At 56.5% G+C, this 18186-nt stretch carries 4 protein-coding genes; all 4 read right to left on the bottom strand.

Annotated features, from left to right (window positions below; translation table 11 throughout):
- Nucleotides 1-27: 27 nt before the first annotated feature.
- The 4 genes from WFK59_RS14335 to WFK59_RS14320 all read right to left on the bottom strand — a co-directional run bounded on the left by WFK59_RS14335 (nucleotide 28) and on the right by WFK59_RS14320 (nucleotide 17725).
- On the bottom strand, nucleotides 28-1215 hold the full coding sequence (locus WFK59_RS14335; protein ID WP_336756083.1) for an HlyD family efflux transporter periplasmic adaptor subunit: 1188 nt from the start codon (nucleotides 1213-1215) through the stop codon (nucleotides 28-30).
- Nucleotides 1215-3419: a type I secretion system permease/ATPase gene (locus WFK59_RS14330; RefSeq protein WP_336756082.1), complete on the bottom strand. Its 2205-nt coding sequence runs from the start codon at nucleotides 3417-3419 to the stop codon at nucleotides 1215-1217. The genes WFK59_RS14335 and WFK59_RS14330 overlap by 1 nt, the downstream gene beginning before the upstream one ends.
- Before the next feature lie 31 nt (nucleotides 3420-3450).
- Nucleotides 3451-4932, bottom strand: coding sequence for a TolC family outer membrane protein (locus tag WFK59_RS14325; RefSeq protein WP_233988310.1), 1482 nt, complete (start codon nucleotides 4930-4932; stop codon nucleotides 3451-3453).
- Between the two features lie 106 nt (nucleotides 4933-5038).
- Nucleotides 5039-17725: a beta strand repeat-containing protein gene (locus WFK59_RS14320; protein WP_336756081.1), complete on the bottom strand. Its 12687-nt coding sequence runs from the start codon at nucleotides 17723-17725 to the stop codon at nucleotides 5039-5041.
- Nucleotides 17726-18186 lie beyond the last annotated feature (461 nt).

Here is an 18186-nt window from a genome sequence, read left to right as displayed (position 1 = left end):
CACCTCCGGGGAGGTGGTTCGGGGCGATTATCGTTCGCGCAATGCTTCCCTGGCGCGATTAAGCGGTTTGAGCAGATATTCCATGATCGTTTTGCTGCCGGTATGGATTTCACCCATCGCGATCATCCCTGGATAAACCGGAAACTTTTTACCTTTTTTGTTCACCAGATAATCTTTATCGGTGCGGATATAGACACGGTAAAAATATTGATCGCGATGAACCTCATCCTGAATGGTGTCAGGCGATATCGAGGCGACTTTGCCTTCCAGCCCGCCGTAGATGTTGAAGTCATAGGCAGTCAGCTTAACCACAGCGCGCTGTCCGGGCGTGATAAAGGCGACATCGCGGGGCGCAATCTGCGCCTCAATGATCAATTGCTCATCCAGCGGTACGATCTCCATCAGGTTACCGCGTTGCGGAATAACGCCACCCACGGTTGTCACTTCGATATCTTTAACAATGCCTCTTACCGGTGCGACCACCACGGTGCGTTTCAGTGAGTCGGCGCGGCCGATGATAATGGAACGCTGCGAGGCGGCTTCAGCATTCGCTTTTGCCAGTTCTTCACGCGCCCGGACGATATACTGATTCTCGGCATCGCTGAGTTTGTTATTCAGCTCATTCGCCTGCCTTTTCAGCCGCAGCACCTCCACGTTACTGGCGGCCCCTCTCGAAACCAGGGAAGAGGTCAGCTGCAGTTCACGATTCACCAGACTTAACGCTTCGCGAAGCCCGCTTACCGTCTTTTCCAGGTTTTCACGGCGCGATTGATACAGTGCCGTTTCTGCCGCCACCAGCGCCGGATCTTCCAGCACCTCTGGCGGAAATATCAGCGCGGTGCCTGCCGTTTCAGCCTGTAATCGCGCAGAAGTTGCCAGCGCTGCCCGCAGCCGCCCGGTACTCTCCTGCAAACCGGAATCGATCTGGGTCGGGTCCAGCAGCGCCAGCACCTGACCCGCTTCCACCACATCCCCTTCGTGCACCTTGAGTTCTTTCAGTATTCCGCCTTCCAGCGACTGAATAATCTGCTCATGCGAACTGGGGATCACTTTACCCACGCCCACCGTCACTTCATCCAGCTCAAAATTTGATGCCCAGAAGAAGAACAGCAGCAGCATCACCATCACGGACATCACGATCAATCCGCCAGATGAGAAACCCCGCCGTGCAGACTGACGCTTCTTTTTCTTAATAACAGTGTGTAGAGAGTTCATTATTTTGCGGCTCCCTGAGTGCTAAGGTTGACTCTGCCCTGATGTGGCGCAGCCGTCGGTGAACGGGATACCAGCATCTCTTCTTTGGTGCCATCCCGGACGATTTTGCCGCTGTCGATCAGCAGAATACGATCGACCAGTTGCAGCGCAGCCGGGCGATGGGTGGCAATGATCAGCGTGCGATTACCCATCCAGGCTTTGAGTTTTTCAATCAGGTGCTTCTCTACCCCGTCATCCAGCCAGGCTGTCGGCTCATCCAGCAGCAGCACGCTGGGCTGACGCAGAATGGCGCGCGCCAGTAAAAGCTGCTGCCGCTGCCCGCCCGATAACCCTTTTCCTCCCTCCTGTAACGGATAATCCATGCCTTCCGGCAGCTGACGAATAAACTCAATGGCTCCGCTGATCTCCAGCGCCTGTAACATCTCCTCTTCCGTCGCCAGAGGCATCCCTAAACGAAGATTCTCGCGAATCGTGCCGAAGAACAGGGAGGATGTCTGGCTGACCAGCCCCACATCGCGACGCACATCCAGCGGATCAATCGAAGAGAGACGCACGCCGTCGAGCAACAGTGCACCTTCACCAGGCCGCAACAGACCCGCCATCATTTGCAACAGGGTGGATTTACCGGAGCCGTTGCGCCCCAGCAGCGCCACTTTTTCGCCCGCCGAAATCAGCAGCTTATCCACGGTGATCACCGCATTGGGTGATTGGGGATCGTAGCGATAACTGATGTCCGAGAAGCTGAACTCGCCGTAAATACGTGGCCGATGGATCTGAATGCTGCGTTCAGGCTGATCAACTTCGCTTTTCAGCAGGTTTTCAAGCCCCTCGCGGGCGACTTTAGCTTGCTGCCAGCGACTGAAAATCATCGTCAGTTGCCCCAGCGGCGCCATCATGCGTGACGCCAGCATCGAGCAGCCAATCAGCACACCGGTGGAAAGGTCACCGTTCATGGCAAAGAAAGCCCCCACCAGTACCACGCCGATATAGGCTACCGTCTGGACTTCACTGGTCCAGCTCATCAGCAGGCTACTAATAAAGCGCTGTTTTTTAGACGATTTACTGATCGCCTCATTCAGATGATTCCACTGATTCTGAAAATAGGGCTCAGCGCGTAGCAGTTTGATGTCATCCATGCCCTGGACCGCTTCGACCAGCATGGCATTGCGAACCGCGGACTCACGCATCGTGGCTTTTGAAAGTTTCGCCAGCGAAGACTGCGCCAGCAGACCAGGGATAATAATCAACGGCAGCGCCGCCAGCGGCACCAGCACCAGCCATCCGCCCAGCAGCCAGAGAATAAACAGAAAGATGATCAGAAAAGGCAGATCTGCGATAGCGGAAATCGTGGTTGAGGTAATCAGTTCACGGATCTGCTCCAGCTCGCGGATTTGCGCAATAAAAGAGCCGGTCGATTTAGGTCGCAGGTCATTACGGATACGTAACGCATGGCCAAAGACCCGATCGGATATCCGCAAATCGGCGCTTTTCCCTGCCATGTCCGAAATATGGGTCCGGACAATTCGCATGATAAAGACAAAGGTCAGGGCGATCATCACGCCACCGAACAGCACCCACAGTGAAGGGATCGACTGCGACGGAATCACCCTGTCGTAGACCTGCATGGTAAATAACATCGCCGAGAGGCCGAGCACGTTAGAGATCAACGAGGCAAACATGACGTTAACGTAAGCCGGCCACTCTTTCAGAATGGTTTGCCACAGCCAGTCAGCACGGTGCGGTTTGATATAGTCATCAACACGCGCATCCGGCACCGAGGTTTCCGGCTTGGCCAGCAGCACCCGCTGCGCATGCTCCGCCAGTTCCTCTACGCTGAGCACCGTCTGAAGCTGGTTTTCACCACTCAGCATCAGGCTGACTTTGCCCTCTTCGCCGAGCGTGGTGATCACGCCGACGCCGCGCGGACCAAAATCCACGATTAACGGCAGCCGCCACGGATCGAGCAGGTCAGGATGAAAATCATCAAAAATGACTAACAGACCGAGCTGACGGGCCATATTTTCGATCAGTTGTTCCTGAGTGACCTGGTGCAACTGCCATTCAGCTTCGCCTTTAACCCGCTCCGGGGAACCGTCCAGACGATAATGTTTTGCCACCAGCAACAGTGCTTCAAGCCAGGGCGTAAAGGATTTCTTAGTTTCCCCGGCGGAGGAAACATCATCCTTGCGATCGGTATTTACCATAATAGTCTTCTCTTATTCTTAATAAGGCGTATTACGAGGTGATACGCAAACCCTGGACAAGCTGGTCATTAAAATTAAATGCCTCACGGGCCATTCCTGCCAGCACAACATAATTCACTGACGAAGCCCATAAATCGCAGCGCGCATTAATCAAATCCTGTTCGGCGCGGCTGATTTCCTGCTCGGCATTGAGTAAGTCGAGTACATTACGCGTACCCAGCGATAAATATTGCTCACGATACAACGAGCGCGTTTCCATAATGGTTTTCATTCTGCGCGTCAGCAGTGAAATATTGCGCTGCAAACCACTTACGCTCTGAAAATAATTACGCTGCTGATCGGTAATTTCGAGTTTTTTACTGGCAATCGCCGATCTTGCTGCCTCCAGCGCCCGGGCGCTGGCACTCTCCTGTGCCACTAATGCACCGCCCTGATAGAGCGTACTGTTTACAGAGATATAGACGTTCTGATACTGGCTATGACGCTGACTGTTCGCAATATCGCCCATATATTTATTGGTATTCGCTTCCAGCGACACCGTTGGATAACGCTGCGCTTTATAGTTACGTAATTCAGCCTGCGCGACCGCCGCATCCGCCTGGGCAATAAGAATTGCTGGATTGCGATTCAGATCGATATGGTTACGCTGGCGTTCAATTAACGGTAACAGCGACATCGGAGCAGAGATGCGGGTTGAGCCAACCGGCTGACCCAGCAACGACTGCAGATGATACTTCTGCTGTTGCAGTTTAATTTCGATATCCTGCTGCTGCGCCAGGGCGGCTTCAACACGCGCCTGGGCCTGCACCGGATCAACCCGCGTGCTGGCACCCGCTTCGGCCCGCATCTGCGTCAGGGCCAGAATATCCCGCAGCGCTTTCACTTCTTTTTTAGCGTTATCAAGCAGCTGAGAGTATCGATACACTTCATTCAGTGCCAGTGCGGTCTGCTGAATGATGGTGTCAACCTGTGCCAGTACGGTCGCCTGCTGGCGCAGATACTTCGCGCTTGCCTGGTCAACCGCACTGCCTGTTTTACCGAAGTCGTACAGCATCTGAGAGAGACCAACGGTTGCTATCTGCCCGTTGCCTTCGTCATCCTGACGACCCGAGGTGATTCCCGCTTTTATTGCCGGAAGATAACCGGCACTGGCAGCGTTAATCGAAAATCCGGCAGATTCCAGCGTCGCGATGCTGCTGCCAATTGAGGGATGATAATTTACCGCAAGGTGGATAGCCTGCTGCCAGTCAGCCGGTAATGATTTATTCCCGCTGCTCTGCACATTTTCACCCGGCTCCATTTCGACCTTAACGGGTTTAATTTGTAATTTGTCAGCCAGTGCGGTACTGCCCGCTGGCGTTTTTGTGGCTTCAGGCGTATCAGAAAAAGCGCCCCAAAAACCTGCCGGTGCTTCCTTTATTTCAGACTGAGCAAAAGGATTGGCATTCTTTTCGGCGGCAAATACCGAAGGCAGCGTTATTACACAGCAAAGGGTAATAAGTAATTTTTTCATGATGTTCTGAAGCTCTCTGGTGTGAATGAATCAAACGTTACTTAAAAAATTGATAAATAGCAGGCTGAAATATATTCAGCCTGCTATGACTATCATTTACTTTTTATTAACCAATATTTACATCATCTTCAACATAGAGTTGCACGACAGAACCATCGACGGTGGCACTGGTATACTGGTGATAATTCACACCATTAACCAATATATCGCCTGCCTGTTCCCAACTCCCATTCAGCGTGACGGTATCACCGTCAGCCCCTCTGACATAAAGCGTATTATTGTCATCGGTGACTTTCAGTAAACTTTCCGCACTGATTACGAGTTTGTCGTTTTCACTATCTTTCAGCAGATCGATGGTTTCAATATTATCGACTTTCGAAGAAATATCGCTGAGGTTCAACGGTGCGCTGCCATGCCAGGCCAGCGTATCGTTACCTTCCGCACCATTAATTGAGGTGAAGCTGGTATCGTAAACCTCAAATATGTCTCCGCCTTTGGTGCCGGTGAAGAGGATCTCTCCGCCTGCACTGCCATCAACATCAATGCCCAGATTAAAACTCAGGGAAGCACTGGTGCCATCTGACAGGCTGTAGGTAAAGGTATCAGTGACACCACTTTGCGCATGATCTGCATCCGCAACATAGTTGTAATGTCCTTCACCGTCGATAACCAAAGTGCCGTAGGCGCCTTTGAAACTCACCGCGTCGTCAGCAATGGTCATCACTTCACCATTCTGGCTGACCGACACTACCGAAGGATCCGCCGCATCATCAGAAACCGATCCGGTGATACCGTCAGCGACTTCGTTAAAGGTCAGCCCCTGCTGCACATAGAGCTTGATTGGCGTGCCATCAAGCGCCGTGCTGGTGTAAAGGGTGTAGGCGATGTTATTGAGCGTTTCAACGCCATTAACCTGCCAGACCCCCTGCAGTGAGAGTGAGTCTTCACTGCCGCCACGCACATACAGCACATTGTTGGCGTCGGTGATCTCTTTGATATCATCTGCATTCAGCAGCAGTACCGTGGCTACCGCGTTGCTCTGCAAATCAAGGATTTCGATGTTGCTTACCTTGTCTGCAATCTCGCTTAACTGCAGCTCACCTGAACCGCTCCAGACCAGCGTATCCTGACCCGATTTACCATCCACCGAGGTGAAGTGGGTATCGTGAATCGTGAAGCTGTCATTGCCTACTGTGCCGGCAAAAATCAGCGCTCCGCCTTCAGAACCGTCCACCGATACGCCCAGCGTCATCACCAGGTTTTTAACCGTCCCGTCAGCCAGCACATAGGTAAATGTGTCTTCACTGCCGGAGAGTTTAATCACCGAGTCACTGTTCAGCTGATAGGTGTAACTGCCGTCAGTGTGAATCGTCAGCGTACCGTATGCCCCGGCGATAGTGGTGCCCGCCGCTGCGATCAACGTGTAGCTGGCCGCGCCGGAGACGATACCGGCAGCGATCGATTTCACCAGAACCGAGCTATCACTGGCGCTGTCACTGGTAAAGACAGATCCCGTTACGCTTGAGTTGGTGGCCACTTTGTAATCGGTGGTGCTGACGATATTCGCCGCCACCCGCACGGTCAGTACATCGTAGTTGGTTGACCATAACAGTCCTGAATAACCGGACTGTGTGCTGTCCACCACCAGACGGTAAGTGCCCGCCGGCTGCCCTTCCAGCGAAACGTCGAGCGCATTGCTGGCCGTTATCGCCTGGGTACCGGTGGTCACATCGTCCCAGCGTAAGGTCTGGCTGTTGTAGACCTGCAGTGACCAGTTCACCGACACGCTGTTACCGGCATGAATCGCCGATCCAGCTACGCTGATGCTGATATCCTGAAGGTCACTGATGCTGTTGACCGTAAAGCTCTCACTGGTAAAGCTGCTGGTGGCGGTATTCATCGTCGTGGTCTGATCGATGCTATCGCTCAGCAGAGAAACCTCACCGGTTACGTCAGCCGCATTATGTTCAGCCGGCAGAACAGTGCTGCTCTGCTTGATATCACTATCCACATAGAGATTAACGGTCTGGCCGTCATCCGTGGTACTGACGTAGTGAACATAATCGATGTTATTAAAGACTTCGTGACCGGCCAGCGTCCAGCTGCCTGACAGGGTCAGGTTGTCGGTGGTAAAGCCCTTAACAAACAGCGTGTTATTAACATCGGTGATATCCGCCACGTTCTGCGCAGTTACCACCAGATTGTTCACACTGCTGTCATTAACAAAGTCAATCTCTTCGATATTGCTGATCTTACTGGCCATATCACTCAGCGTGATGGTGCCTCTGCCGCTCCAGACCAGCGTATCCAGACCTTCACCGCCATCAATGCTGTCAAAGCCCGTGGTGTTGAGATTGAAAGTGTCATCGCTGTCGGTACCGGCCACCTCTGCCGACGCAACCACGTCATACTCGGTGCCGTTCTCGCTGTTCTGATAAACCGTTGAGGAAAGGGTCAGCCCTTTCTGCACGTATATATCAACCGCCGAACCGTCTGTCGCGGTGCTGGTGTAGTGGGTATAGTAAACACTGTCCACCACCACAGTCCCGCTGTTCACCCAGGTGCCTTCCAGCGTGACGTGATCACCGGCAACCCCTTTGATGTACAACGCGTTGGCATCGTTAGTCACGTCTGCGACGCTTTGCGCATCCACCACCAGATTGTCGCTTCCGGTTACGGAGGTCAGCTTGATGGATTCGATATCATTGACCTTACTGGCGATGCTGCTCAGTACCAGTTGGCCATTACCGCTCCATGCCAGCGTATCGCTGCCTTCGCCGCCGTCCACAGAGGCGAAATCGGTATCGAAGATAGCGAAAACATCATCCGCTTCAGTGCCGTGGAACACCAGCGCACCGCCGTTGCTGCCATCCACTTCCACACCCAGATGGATGGTAACCGTTGCAGTGACGACTTCACCGTTAGCGCCTTTGAGGGCATAGGTAAAGACATCTTCAGAACCGGCTGGCAACGTCGTGGTACCCGGCGTATAGGTGTAAGCGCCGTTGTTGTAAACCACCAGGGTGCCGTACTGACCGGTAATGGTGACGCCGCTCTCAGTCACGTAGGTATAGCTGTCATCAATCGCCTGATCGCTGCTGCTATCACCGGCTTTTGCATAGATTCGGGTGTAAATAGAGCTCAGTTTATCTGCGCTGCCATCCGTACCTTCATCCGTAAGAATGTTGCCTGTCGCGACATCCTTGGTGGTGATCACATACTCGGTCGTGCTGACTGTCTGAACAGCCATGTTGAGTTTCAACACGTTATCTGCACCGGTGGTACTGATTGCCACACGGTACGTGCCTTCGCCTAATCCACTGAGCAGATCGGACATCGCCACATTCTGAATAACTTCTTCATTATGTTCACCGGCAGCGACTACCGCATTCTGGGTCTTGACCGTGATCCAGCTACCATCTTCGTTCTGCATCTGAACGTCGTAAGTGATGTTCAGATCGGTTGAGAAGCGGTTGCCCAGTAATCCCCATTCGGTAGTCAGCGTCAGCGATCCGGTTACCAGATCGTCAGCGCCGGTTTTGGTGAACGTAGAAGTATAATTCTCCGCCCCGCCTGCGGTCAGTTTAACGTCGGTGTTGCTGGCGCTGGAGGTTTCATACGTCACCGTGACGCTGGCATTCGCTTCGTTATTCGAGGCGATATCCGTTACCGCATTGGCGTCCGGATTGGTGGCATCCCAGCTGAGCTTCAGCGCATCGTTGGTGGTACCAATCTGCACATGCAACTCTGCTGACGAGGTTTTACCGGTTGCCGAATCGGTCAGGGTATAGGTAAAGGAGTCTACTTTACCGATGCTGTCCATCGACGAGGCTGGCGTGTATTCATAGCTACCATCCGCGTTGATCACCAGCGTACCGTACTGGCCCGTCAGGGTAGTCTTAGGCGAAGCCTCGCTCAGGTCAGCAGTGGATACTGATCCATCACTGTTGGTGACGCTCACCGACGTGACTGAGGTATAGGCGCTGTGCGGAATACCATCAGAACCATAGGCGCTGTCGACGTCAGTCATGACGTTACCAATTGCCGTGGTGTAGTCGGTTGGCGTGCCCTGATCGGCCAGGGTGTAAACCGTCTTCGCCGCTGAAAGATCAATGCCAACACCAAGATTGATCCCCGCCGTGGAGTAAACCAGCTGATAGGTACCCGCGGTGAGTCCGGTCAGGCTAATCGTCGACGTCGTCGCGCCCAGACCAAACATACCGAACAGGTTACTGCTGTCATCCTCGGATACCGTATACCACTCGCCAGTAGAAGAATCGTACTTCTGCAGCAATAACGTCGCGTTGCTCGCTACGTTCAGGAATGCCGATGAAGTCGCGGTAACATCAAGGGTAATGATGGTACCGTCGGCGACAACAATAGGATCGCTCGTGATGGTATTTCCAAACGAAATCAATCCACCATCGCTCAGTACGGTTCCCAGATCCTGGGTGACATCGACCGGATAATCGAAGCCTACCGCAGCCCCTGAACTGATGTTATCTGATGCCGTCAGTTCAATAGCCTGAACCTCAAGAGCCAGTGTTGCCGACGGTTCACTGCTGTTGCCAGCCGCATCGGTGACAACAAAAGTCAGTTCATGGCTTCCGTCATACAGTCCCTCTTCCGCGGTGAACTGCCAGCTTCCGTCATCTGCAACGGTGGTTTCACCCACAACCTGCCCTTTGTCGTAGATCGTGACGGTGGCACCGGCTTCGAGATCGCTGCCGCTGAAGGTCAGCTGATTATCGCTCTGCGTGTTCGCCGGGCTGACAACATCACCTGCTTCATCGGTGATCACCAGCGCGCTGACGTTGACACCTTCAGGCGCAACCGAGTCGACGATATAGTCCACCGGAGCAGATTCACCGCTGCTGTTGCCTGCGTCATCAACCGTCTCAAAGGTAAAGCTGTGCTCGCCGTCACTCAGCGCCGCTTCCGGCGTGAAGGACCAGTTTCCACTTTCATCAACCACGGCTTCGCCCAGCACGGTGCCATTATCGCGAACGATAACGGTTGATCCCGCTTCAAGACCTGCGGCGCTGAAGGTTGGTGTGGTATCCGCAATCTCGCTGCCTTCGACCAGTACGTTACCTGCATCGTCGGTCAGGGTGATCGTTGCGGGATCAACCAGATCCGGAGCGACGGTGTCAATGACCACGTTTATGGTATCGCTGCCTGAATTACCCTGATGATCTTCAATGGTCACAGTCAGCGCATGATCGCCTTCGCTCAATGCTGCTTCTGGGGTGTAGCTCCAGCTACCATCTTCGCCCACTTCGACGGTTGCCAGCACGGTCTCTCCGTCGGCGATCGTTACGGTAGAGCCCGGTAACTGATCTTTGCCGCTAAAGGTTGGCGTGCTGTCGTTGATGATTTCGCCATCGGTGATGATATTGCCTTCATCATTGCTCACCACCACGCCGGTGTTGATGCCCTTATTCACCGAAATCGCCAGATCCAGCGCATCGGAAATTCCGCTGCTGTTGCCTGCCTGATCCGTGACTTCAAAGGTGAAGCTGTGGTCGCCATCCTCAAGAGTTTCTGACGGTGTAAAGCTCCAGCTTCCGTCTTCACTTACGGTGGTTTCACCCAATACCGTGTCACCATCGCGAACAATGACGGTTGCCCCGGCTTCAAGGCCTTCGCCGCTGAAGGTTGGCGTATTATCCGCGGTAGCACCGGTCGGGATTACGGCTTCGCCATTATCATCGACAAGGTTGATGCCTGCGATATCAACGCCTTCTGGCGGTGTGGTATCGACAACAACGTTAAAGCTACCCTGATTGGTCACGCCCTGCGGATCGGTCACAGTCACGTTAATCGTGTGTTCACCTTCGCTCAGCGGTGACTCTGGGGTATAGCTCCAGCTGCCATCTGCACCAACGTCTACGGTTGTCAGTTCGGTCTCGCCATCAGCGATCACAATCGTTGATCCCGGCTCAAAGCCTTTGCCGCTGATTGTCGGATCGTTGTCATTGACCGTATCGCCGTTCTGGATAACGTCACCGTTATCATCAGTGATCTCAACAACCGGTACGTCAGGCGTATCAACAATGACACTCACTTCGTCGCTGACCGCGTTGCCGTCTGCGTCAGTGCCGTCAACCACGATAGCGTGCTCGCCGTCTGCCAGCGGCGCGTCCGGCGTGAAGGTCCACTTACCGTCGTCGTCTGCGGTCACTTCGCCGATCACCGTTCCACCGTCGGTGATGGTCACGGTTGAGCCCGGCTGCATGCCGTCACCGCCGATTGTCGGGGTGCTGTCGTTAGTGGTGCTGCCGTCCGCGATCGGGTTGCCCGCATCGTCGGTCATCACCGGTGTGGTGGTGCCTTCGTCTGCGCCGGTATCGGAACCTGCATCACCTTCTGCATCAACAATAATGCTGACTTCGTCGCTGACCGCGTTGCCGTCTGCGTCGGTACCGTCAACCACGATGGCGTGCTCGCCGTCCGCCAGAGGTGCGTCCGGCGTGAAGCTCCACTTGCCGTCGTCGTCCGCCGTCACTTCACCGATTACCGTTTCACCGTCGGTGATGGTCACGGTTGAGCCAGGCTGCATGCCTTCGCCACCGAAGGTCGGGGTGCTGTCATTTGTGGTGGTGCCGTCGGCGATCGGGTTGCCCGCGTCGTCGGTGATCACCGGTGTGGTGGTGCCTTCGTCTGCGCCGGTGTCGGAACCTGCGTCACCTTCAGAACCGGTATCTGATCCTGCGCCGCCTTCTGCATCAACAATAATGCTGACTTCGTCGCTGACCGCGTTGCCGTCTGCGCCGGTGCCGTCAACCACAATGGCGTGCTCGCCGTCTGCCAGCGCTTCGTCCGGCGTGAAGCTCCACTTGCCGTCGTCGTCCGCCGTCACTTCACCGATTACCGTTTCACCGTCGGTGATGGTCACGGTTGAGCCAGGCTGCATACCTTCGCCACCGAAGGTCGGGGTGCTGTCGTTAGTGGTGGTGCCGTCGGCGATCGGGTTGCCCGCGTCGTCGGTCATCACCGGTGCGGTGGTGCCTTCGTCTGCGCCGGTGTCGGAACCGGTGTCTGAACCTGCGCCGCCTTCAGAACCGGTATCGGAACCGTCCGCATCAACGATGATGCTGACGTCGCCGCTGACCGCGTTGCCGTCTGCGTCAGTGCCGTCAACCACAATGGCGTGCTCGCCGTCTGCCAGCGCTTCGTCCGGCGTGAAGGTCCACTTGCCGTCGTCGTCTGCGGTCACTTCACCGATCACCGTTTCACCGTCGGTGATGGTCACGGTTGAGCCAGGCTGCATGCCGTCGCCGCCGATAGTCGGGGTGCTGTCGTTAGTGGTGCTGCCGTCCGCGATCGGGTTGCCCGCGTCGTCGGTCATTACCGGTGCGGTGGTGCCTTCGTCTGCGCCGGTGTCGGAACCTGCGTCACCTTCAGAACCGGTATCTGATCCTGCGCCGCCTTCTGCATCAACAATAATGCTGACTTCGTCGCTGACCGCGTTGCCGTCTGCGTCAGTGCCGTCAACAACAATGGCGTGCTCGCCGTCTGCCAGCGCTTCGTCCGGCGTGAAGGTCCACTTGCCGTCGTCGTCCGCCGTCACTTCACCGATTACCGTTTCACCGTCGGTGATGGTCACGGTTGAGCCAGGCTGCATGCCTTCGCCACCGAAGGTCGGCGTGCTGTCGTTAGTGGTGGTGCCGTCCGCGATCGGATTGCCCGCGTCATCGGTCATCACCGGTGCGGTGGTGCCTTCGTCTGCGCCGGTGTCGGAACCTGCGCCGCCTTCTGAGCCGGTATCGGAGCCGTCCGCATCAACGATGATGCTCACGTCGCCGCTGACCGCATTGCCGTCTGCGCCGGTGCCGTCAACCACGATGGCGTGCTCGCCGTCCGCCAGAGGCTCGTCCGGCGTGAAGGTCCACTTGCCGTCGTCGTCCGCCGTCACTTCACCGATTACCGTTTCACCGTCGGTGATGGTCACGGTTGAGCCCGGCTGCATGCCTTCGCCACCGAAGGTCGGCGTGCTGTCGTTTGTGGTGCTGCCGTCGGCGATCGGGTTGCCCGCGTCGTCGGTCATCACCGGTGTGGTGGTGCCTTCGTCTGCGCCGGTGTCGGAACCTGCGTCACCTTCAGAACCGGTATCGGAGCCGTCATCTGATCCTGCGCCGCCTTCTGAGCCGGTATCGGAGCCGTCCGCATCAACGATGATGCTGACTTCATCGCTGACCGCGTTGCCGTCTGCGCCGGTGCCGTCAACCACGATAGCGTGCTCGCCGTCTGCCAGAGGTGCGTCCGGCGTGAAGATCCACTTGCCGTCGTCGTCTGCGGTCACTTCGCCGATCACCGTTTCACCGTCGGTGATGGTCACGGTTGAGCCCGGCTGCATGCCGTCACCGCCGATTGTCGGGGTGCTGTCGTTAGTGGTGCTGCCGTCGGCGATCGGGTTGCCCGCGTCGTCGGTCATTACCGGTGCGGTGATGCCTTCGTCTGCGCCGGTATCTGAACCGTCGTCGGAACCTGCGTCACCTTCAGAACCGGTATCGGAACCGTCATCTGATCCTGCGCCGCCTTCAGAACCGGTGTCGGAACCTGCGCCGTCTTCAGAGCCGGTATCTGAACCGTCGTCTGAACCTGCGCCGCCTTCAGAACCGGTGTCGGAACCGTCATCTGATCCTGCGCCGCCTTCTGAGCCGGTATCAGATCCGTCCGCATCAACGATAATGCTGACGTCGCCGCTGACCGCGTTGCCGTCTGCGTCAGTGCCGTCAACCACGATAGCGTGCTCGCCGTCTGCCAGCGGCGCGTCCGGCGTGAAGCTCCACTTGCCGTCGTCGTCTGCCGTCACTTCACCGATTACCGTGTCGCCATCAGTGATGACCACGGTTGAGCCCGGCTGCATGCCGTCACCGCCGATAGTCGGGGTGCTGTCGTTAGTGGTGCTGCCGTTCGCGATCGGATTGCCCGCGTCGTCGGTCATCACCGGTGCGGTGGTGCCTTCGTCTGCGCCGGTGTCGGAACCTGCGTCACCTTCAGAACCGGTGTCAGAACCGTCGTCTGAACCAGTGCCGCCTTCTGAACCGGTATCGGAACCGTCATCCGATCCTGCGCCACCTTCTGAGCCGGTGTCGGAACCATCGTCTGAACCTGTGCCGCCTTCTGAGCCGGTATCAGATCCGTCCGCATCAACGATAATGCTGACGTCGCCGCTGACCGCGTTGCCGTCTGCGTCAGTGCCGTCAACCACGATAGCGTGCTCGCCGTCTGCCAGAGGCGCGTCCGGCGTGAAGCTCCACTTGCCGTCGTCGTCTGCCGTCACTTCACCGATTACCGTGTCGCCATCAGTGATGACCACGGTTGAGCCCGGCTGCATGCCGTCACCGCCGATAGTCGGGGTGCTGTCGTTAGTGGTGCTGCCGTTCGCGATCGGATTGCCCGCGTCGTCGGTCATCACCGGTGCGGTGGTGCCTTCGTCTGCGCCGGTGTCGGAACCGGTGTCGGAACCGTCGTCTGAACCTGTGCCGCCTTCAGAACCGGTGTCGGAACCATCGTCTGAACCTGCGCCGCCTTCTGAGCCGGTGTCGGAACCGTCATCTGATCCTGTGCCACCTTCTGAACCGGTATCTGAGCCGTCGTCTGAACCTGTGCCGCCTTCTGAGCCGGTATCGGAACCGTCGTCTGAACCTGTGCCGCCTTCAGAGCCGGTGTCGGAACCGTCCGCATCAACGATGATGCTGACGTCGCCGCTGACCGCGTTGCCGTCTGCGCCGGTGCCGTCAACCACGATGGCGTGCTCGCCGTCCGCCAGCGGCGCGTCAGGCGTGAAGGTCCACTTGCCGTCGTCGTCTGCGGTCACTTCGCCGATCACCGTGTCGCCATCTGTGATGACCACGGTTGAGCCCGGCTGCATGCCGTCACCGCCGATTGTCGGGGTGCTGTCGTTAGTGGTGCTGCCGTCGGCGATCGGGTTGCCCGCGTCGTCGGTCATTACCGGTGCGGTGGTGCCTTCGTCTGCGCCGGTGTCGGAACCGTCATCTGAACCTGCGCCGCCTTCTGAGCCGGTGTCGGAACCGTCATCTGATCCTGTGCCGCCTTCAGAGCCGGTGTCGGAACCGTCATCTGATCCTGCGCCACCTTCTGAACCGGTGTCGGAACCGTCATCTGAGCCTGCGCCGCCTTCTGAGCCGGTGTCGGAACCGTCATCTGAACCTGCGCCACCTTCAGAGCCGGTGTCGGAACCGTCCGCATCAACGATGATGCTGACGTCGCCGCTGACCGCGTTGCCGTCTGCGCCGGTACCGTCAACCACGATGGCGTGCTCGCCGTCCGCCAGCGGCTCGTCCGGCGTAAAGCTCCACTTGCCGTCGTCGTCTGCGGTCACTTCGCCGATCACCGTGTCGCCATCAGTGATGACCACGGTTGAGCCCGGCTGCATGCCGTCGCCGCCGATAGTCGGGGTGCTGTCGTTAGTGGTGCTGCCGTCGGCGATCGGATTGCCCGCGTCGTCGGTCATCACCGGTGCGGTGGTGCCTTCGTCTGCGCCGGTATCGGAACCTGCGTCACCTTCAGAACCGGTGTCGGAACCTGCGCCACCTTCTGAGCCGGTATCGGAACCGTCGTCTGAACCTGTGCCGCCTTCTGAGCCGGTGTCGGAACTGTCATCTGAACCTGTGCCGCCTTCTGAGCCGGTGTCTGATCCGTCATCTGATCCTGTGCCGCCTTCTGAGCCGGTGTCGGAACCGTCGTCTGAACCTGCGCCGCCTTCTGAGCCGGTGTCTGATCCGTCCGCATCAACGATGATGCTGACGTCGCCGCTGACCGCGTTGCCGTCTGCGCCGGTGCCGTCAACCACGATGGCGTGCTCGCCGTCCGCCAGAGGCGCGTCCGGCGTGAAGCTCCACTTGCCGTCGTCGTCTGCGGTCACTTCACCGATTACCGTGTCGCCATCAGTGATGACCACAGTTGAACCCGGCTGCATGCCGTCGCCGCCGATAGTCGGGGTGCTGTCGTTAGTGGTGCCGCCGTCCACGATCGGATTGCCCGCGTCGTCGGTCATTACCGGTGCGGTGGTGCCTTCGTCTGCGCCGGTGTCGGAACCGGTGTCACCTTCAGAACCGGTGTCGGAACCGTCATCTGAACCTGCGCCACCTTCAGAGCCGGTATCGGAATTGTCGTCTGATCCTGTGCCGCCTTCAGAACCGGTGTCGGAACCATCGTCTGAACCTGTGCCGCCTTCAGAACCGGTGTCGGAACCGTCATCTGATCCTGCGCCGCCTTCTGAGCCGGTGTCTGAACCGTCATCTGATCCTGCACCACCTTCTGAACCGGTGTCGGAACCGTCATCTGATCCTGCACCACCTTCAGAGCCGGTGTCGGAACCGTCATCTGATCCTGCGCCGCCTTCAGACCCGGTATCAGATCCATCCGCATCAACGATGATGCTGACGTCGCCGCTGACCGCGTTGCCGTCTGCGCCGGTGCCGTCAACCACGATGGCGTGCTCGCCGTCTGCCAGCGGCGCGTCCGGCGTGAAGCTCCATTTGCCGTCGTCATCTGCGGTCACTTCGCCGATCACCGTGTCGCCATCAGTGATGACCACGGTTGAGCCCGGCTGCATGCCGTCACCGCCGATAGTCGGGGTGCTGTCATTAGTGGTGCTGCCGTCGGCGATCGGATTGCCCGCGTCGTCGGTCATCACCGGTGCGGTGGTGCCTTCGTCTGCGCCGGTGTCGGAACCGTTGTCTGAACCTGCGCCACCTTCTGAGCCGGTGTCGGAACCGTCGTCTGAACCTGCGCCGCCTGCAGAACCGGTGTCGGAACCGTTGTCAGAACCTGCGCTACCTTCAGAACCGGTCTCTGAACCGTTGTCTGAACCTGCGCCGCCTTCAGAACCGGTGTCGGAACCATTGTCAGAACCTGCGCTACCTTCAGAACCGGTATCTGAACCGTTGTCTGATCCGGCACCGCCTTCTGAGCCAGCCTCTGTTGCGTCTGCGTCAATAATAATGCTGACGCCGTCGCTGACCGCATTGCCGTCTGCGTCGGTACCGTCAACCACGATGGCGTGCTCGCCATCGGCCAGCGCTTCGCCTGGCGTAAAGGTCCACTTACCGTTCTCATCCGCCGTCACTTCACCGATCACTTTTTCGCCATCGCTGATGCTCACGGTAGAGCCAGGCGCCATGCCTTCACCGCCGATAGTTGGCGTGTTGTCAGTGGTAGGCGTGCCGTTGCTGATTGGGTTACCCGCGCTGTCAGTCACCACGGGTAAAGAGGCAACCGGATTGCTGGTTTGATTGTCATCGGTCACAACCCCGGTTTCGGCACCGGTGCTGTTATCGGGATTGGCCGCTGATTGTGAGGAAGAAGAACGGTGATGCGAACTGCCTGAGCCAGAGGAAAAGGCAATACCGGCTATCGCAGCAGCACCCGCGAGCGCGCCGCCAGCGATCAGCCAGTTATCAACAACCGGGGTTTCGACGGTATTGGCAGTCAGCGTAAACATCCCGCCCGCTACGTCATATTCATAGGCATAAACGACGCCGTCCGGACCTGAAGCAAACATGACCGGCGGTTCTGTCTGGCTCACGTTCTCGACAATAATGTCGTAATGTTCGCCTGTGACGTCGTCCTGAAGTTCAAAATGAAGTTCATCATTGACCTTAGTGGCCTTGATCTTCTTTGGTGGCTTTCCGTCACTGCTGTGAACTTCATAGGACGCAGCCTGCTGAGGCACGTTAAGTACAAGGGGATGATGAGAATTTAAGGCATTTTTCGTGATGACATCGCCTTTGATGTCTTTGATTATTAATTGTAAGCTCATTGTTCACCAATTAAATTTGTTAGGTTCCGGCTAATAGGCGGAACAAGCTGTGTTACACCTTAAAAAAGATATTAAAAAGTTTAATTAACCCTCAAGCATATAGCGCCACCTGAACTCAGGCTTATGCATACTACTTACCAGATTTATCGGAGCCAGCAATTCAGCTCGCGCCTTCCAAATAAAGCCAAAAGAAGAATTGAAGTCATACAGTTTATTGACACTGAACCCTTCCGATAAGCCGGGAAATTCAGTTGAAGCATGGGTTATCGGAAGTTATTGAGAACTTTATTACAAACCCCGCTTAAAGGGAAGGTTAATAGCCGTGTCAGCAAAGCCGCCGTGGCTTTACAAAAAACTAAGAAAAACAACACACGAAAAGATAAAAAAAACTCACCATACGAAAGCCACACGTTAAGACAAAACCAATGAAAACAGACGCATAATAAAACATCCATATGTGA

The sequence above is a fragment of the Pantoea sp. USHLN298 genome, assembly GCF_037149395.1.
Lineage (GTDB): Bacteria > Pseudomonadota > Gammaproteobacteria > Enterobacterales > Enterobacteriaceae > Pantoea > Pantoea astica.
The sequence above is the reverse complement of the archived record's forward strand: the minus strand, read 5'-3'. Positions and strand labels throughout refer to the sequence as shown.

Coding starts and splice junctions, on each gene's coding strand:
- WFK59_RS14335 (WP_336756083.1), bottom strand. CDS start 1,215: ATGAACTCTCTACACACTGTTATTAAGAAAAAGAAGCGTCAGTCTGCA.
- WFK59_RS14330 (WP_336756082.1), bottom strand. CDS start 3,419: ATGGTAAATACCGATCGCAAGGATGATGTTTCCTCCGCCGGGGAAACT.
- WFK59_RS14325 (WP_233988310.1), bottom strand. CDS start 4,932: ATGAAAAAATTACTTATTACCCTTTGCTGTGTAATAACGCTGCCTTCG.
- WFK59_RS14320 (WP_336756081.1), bottom strand. CDS start 17,725: ATGAGCTTACAATTAATAATCAAAGACATCAAAGGCGATGTCATCACG.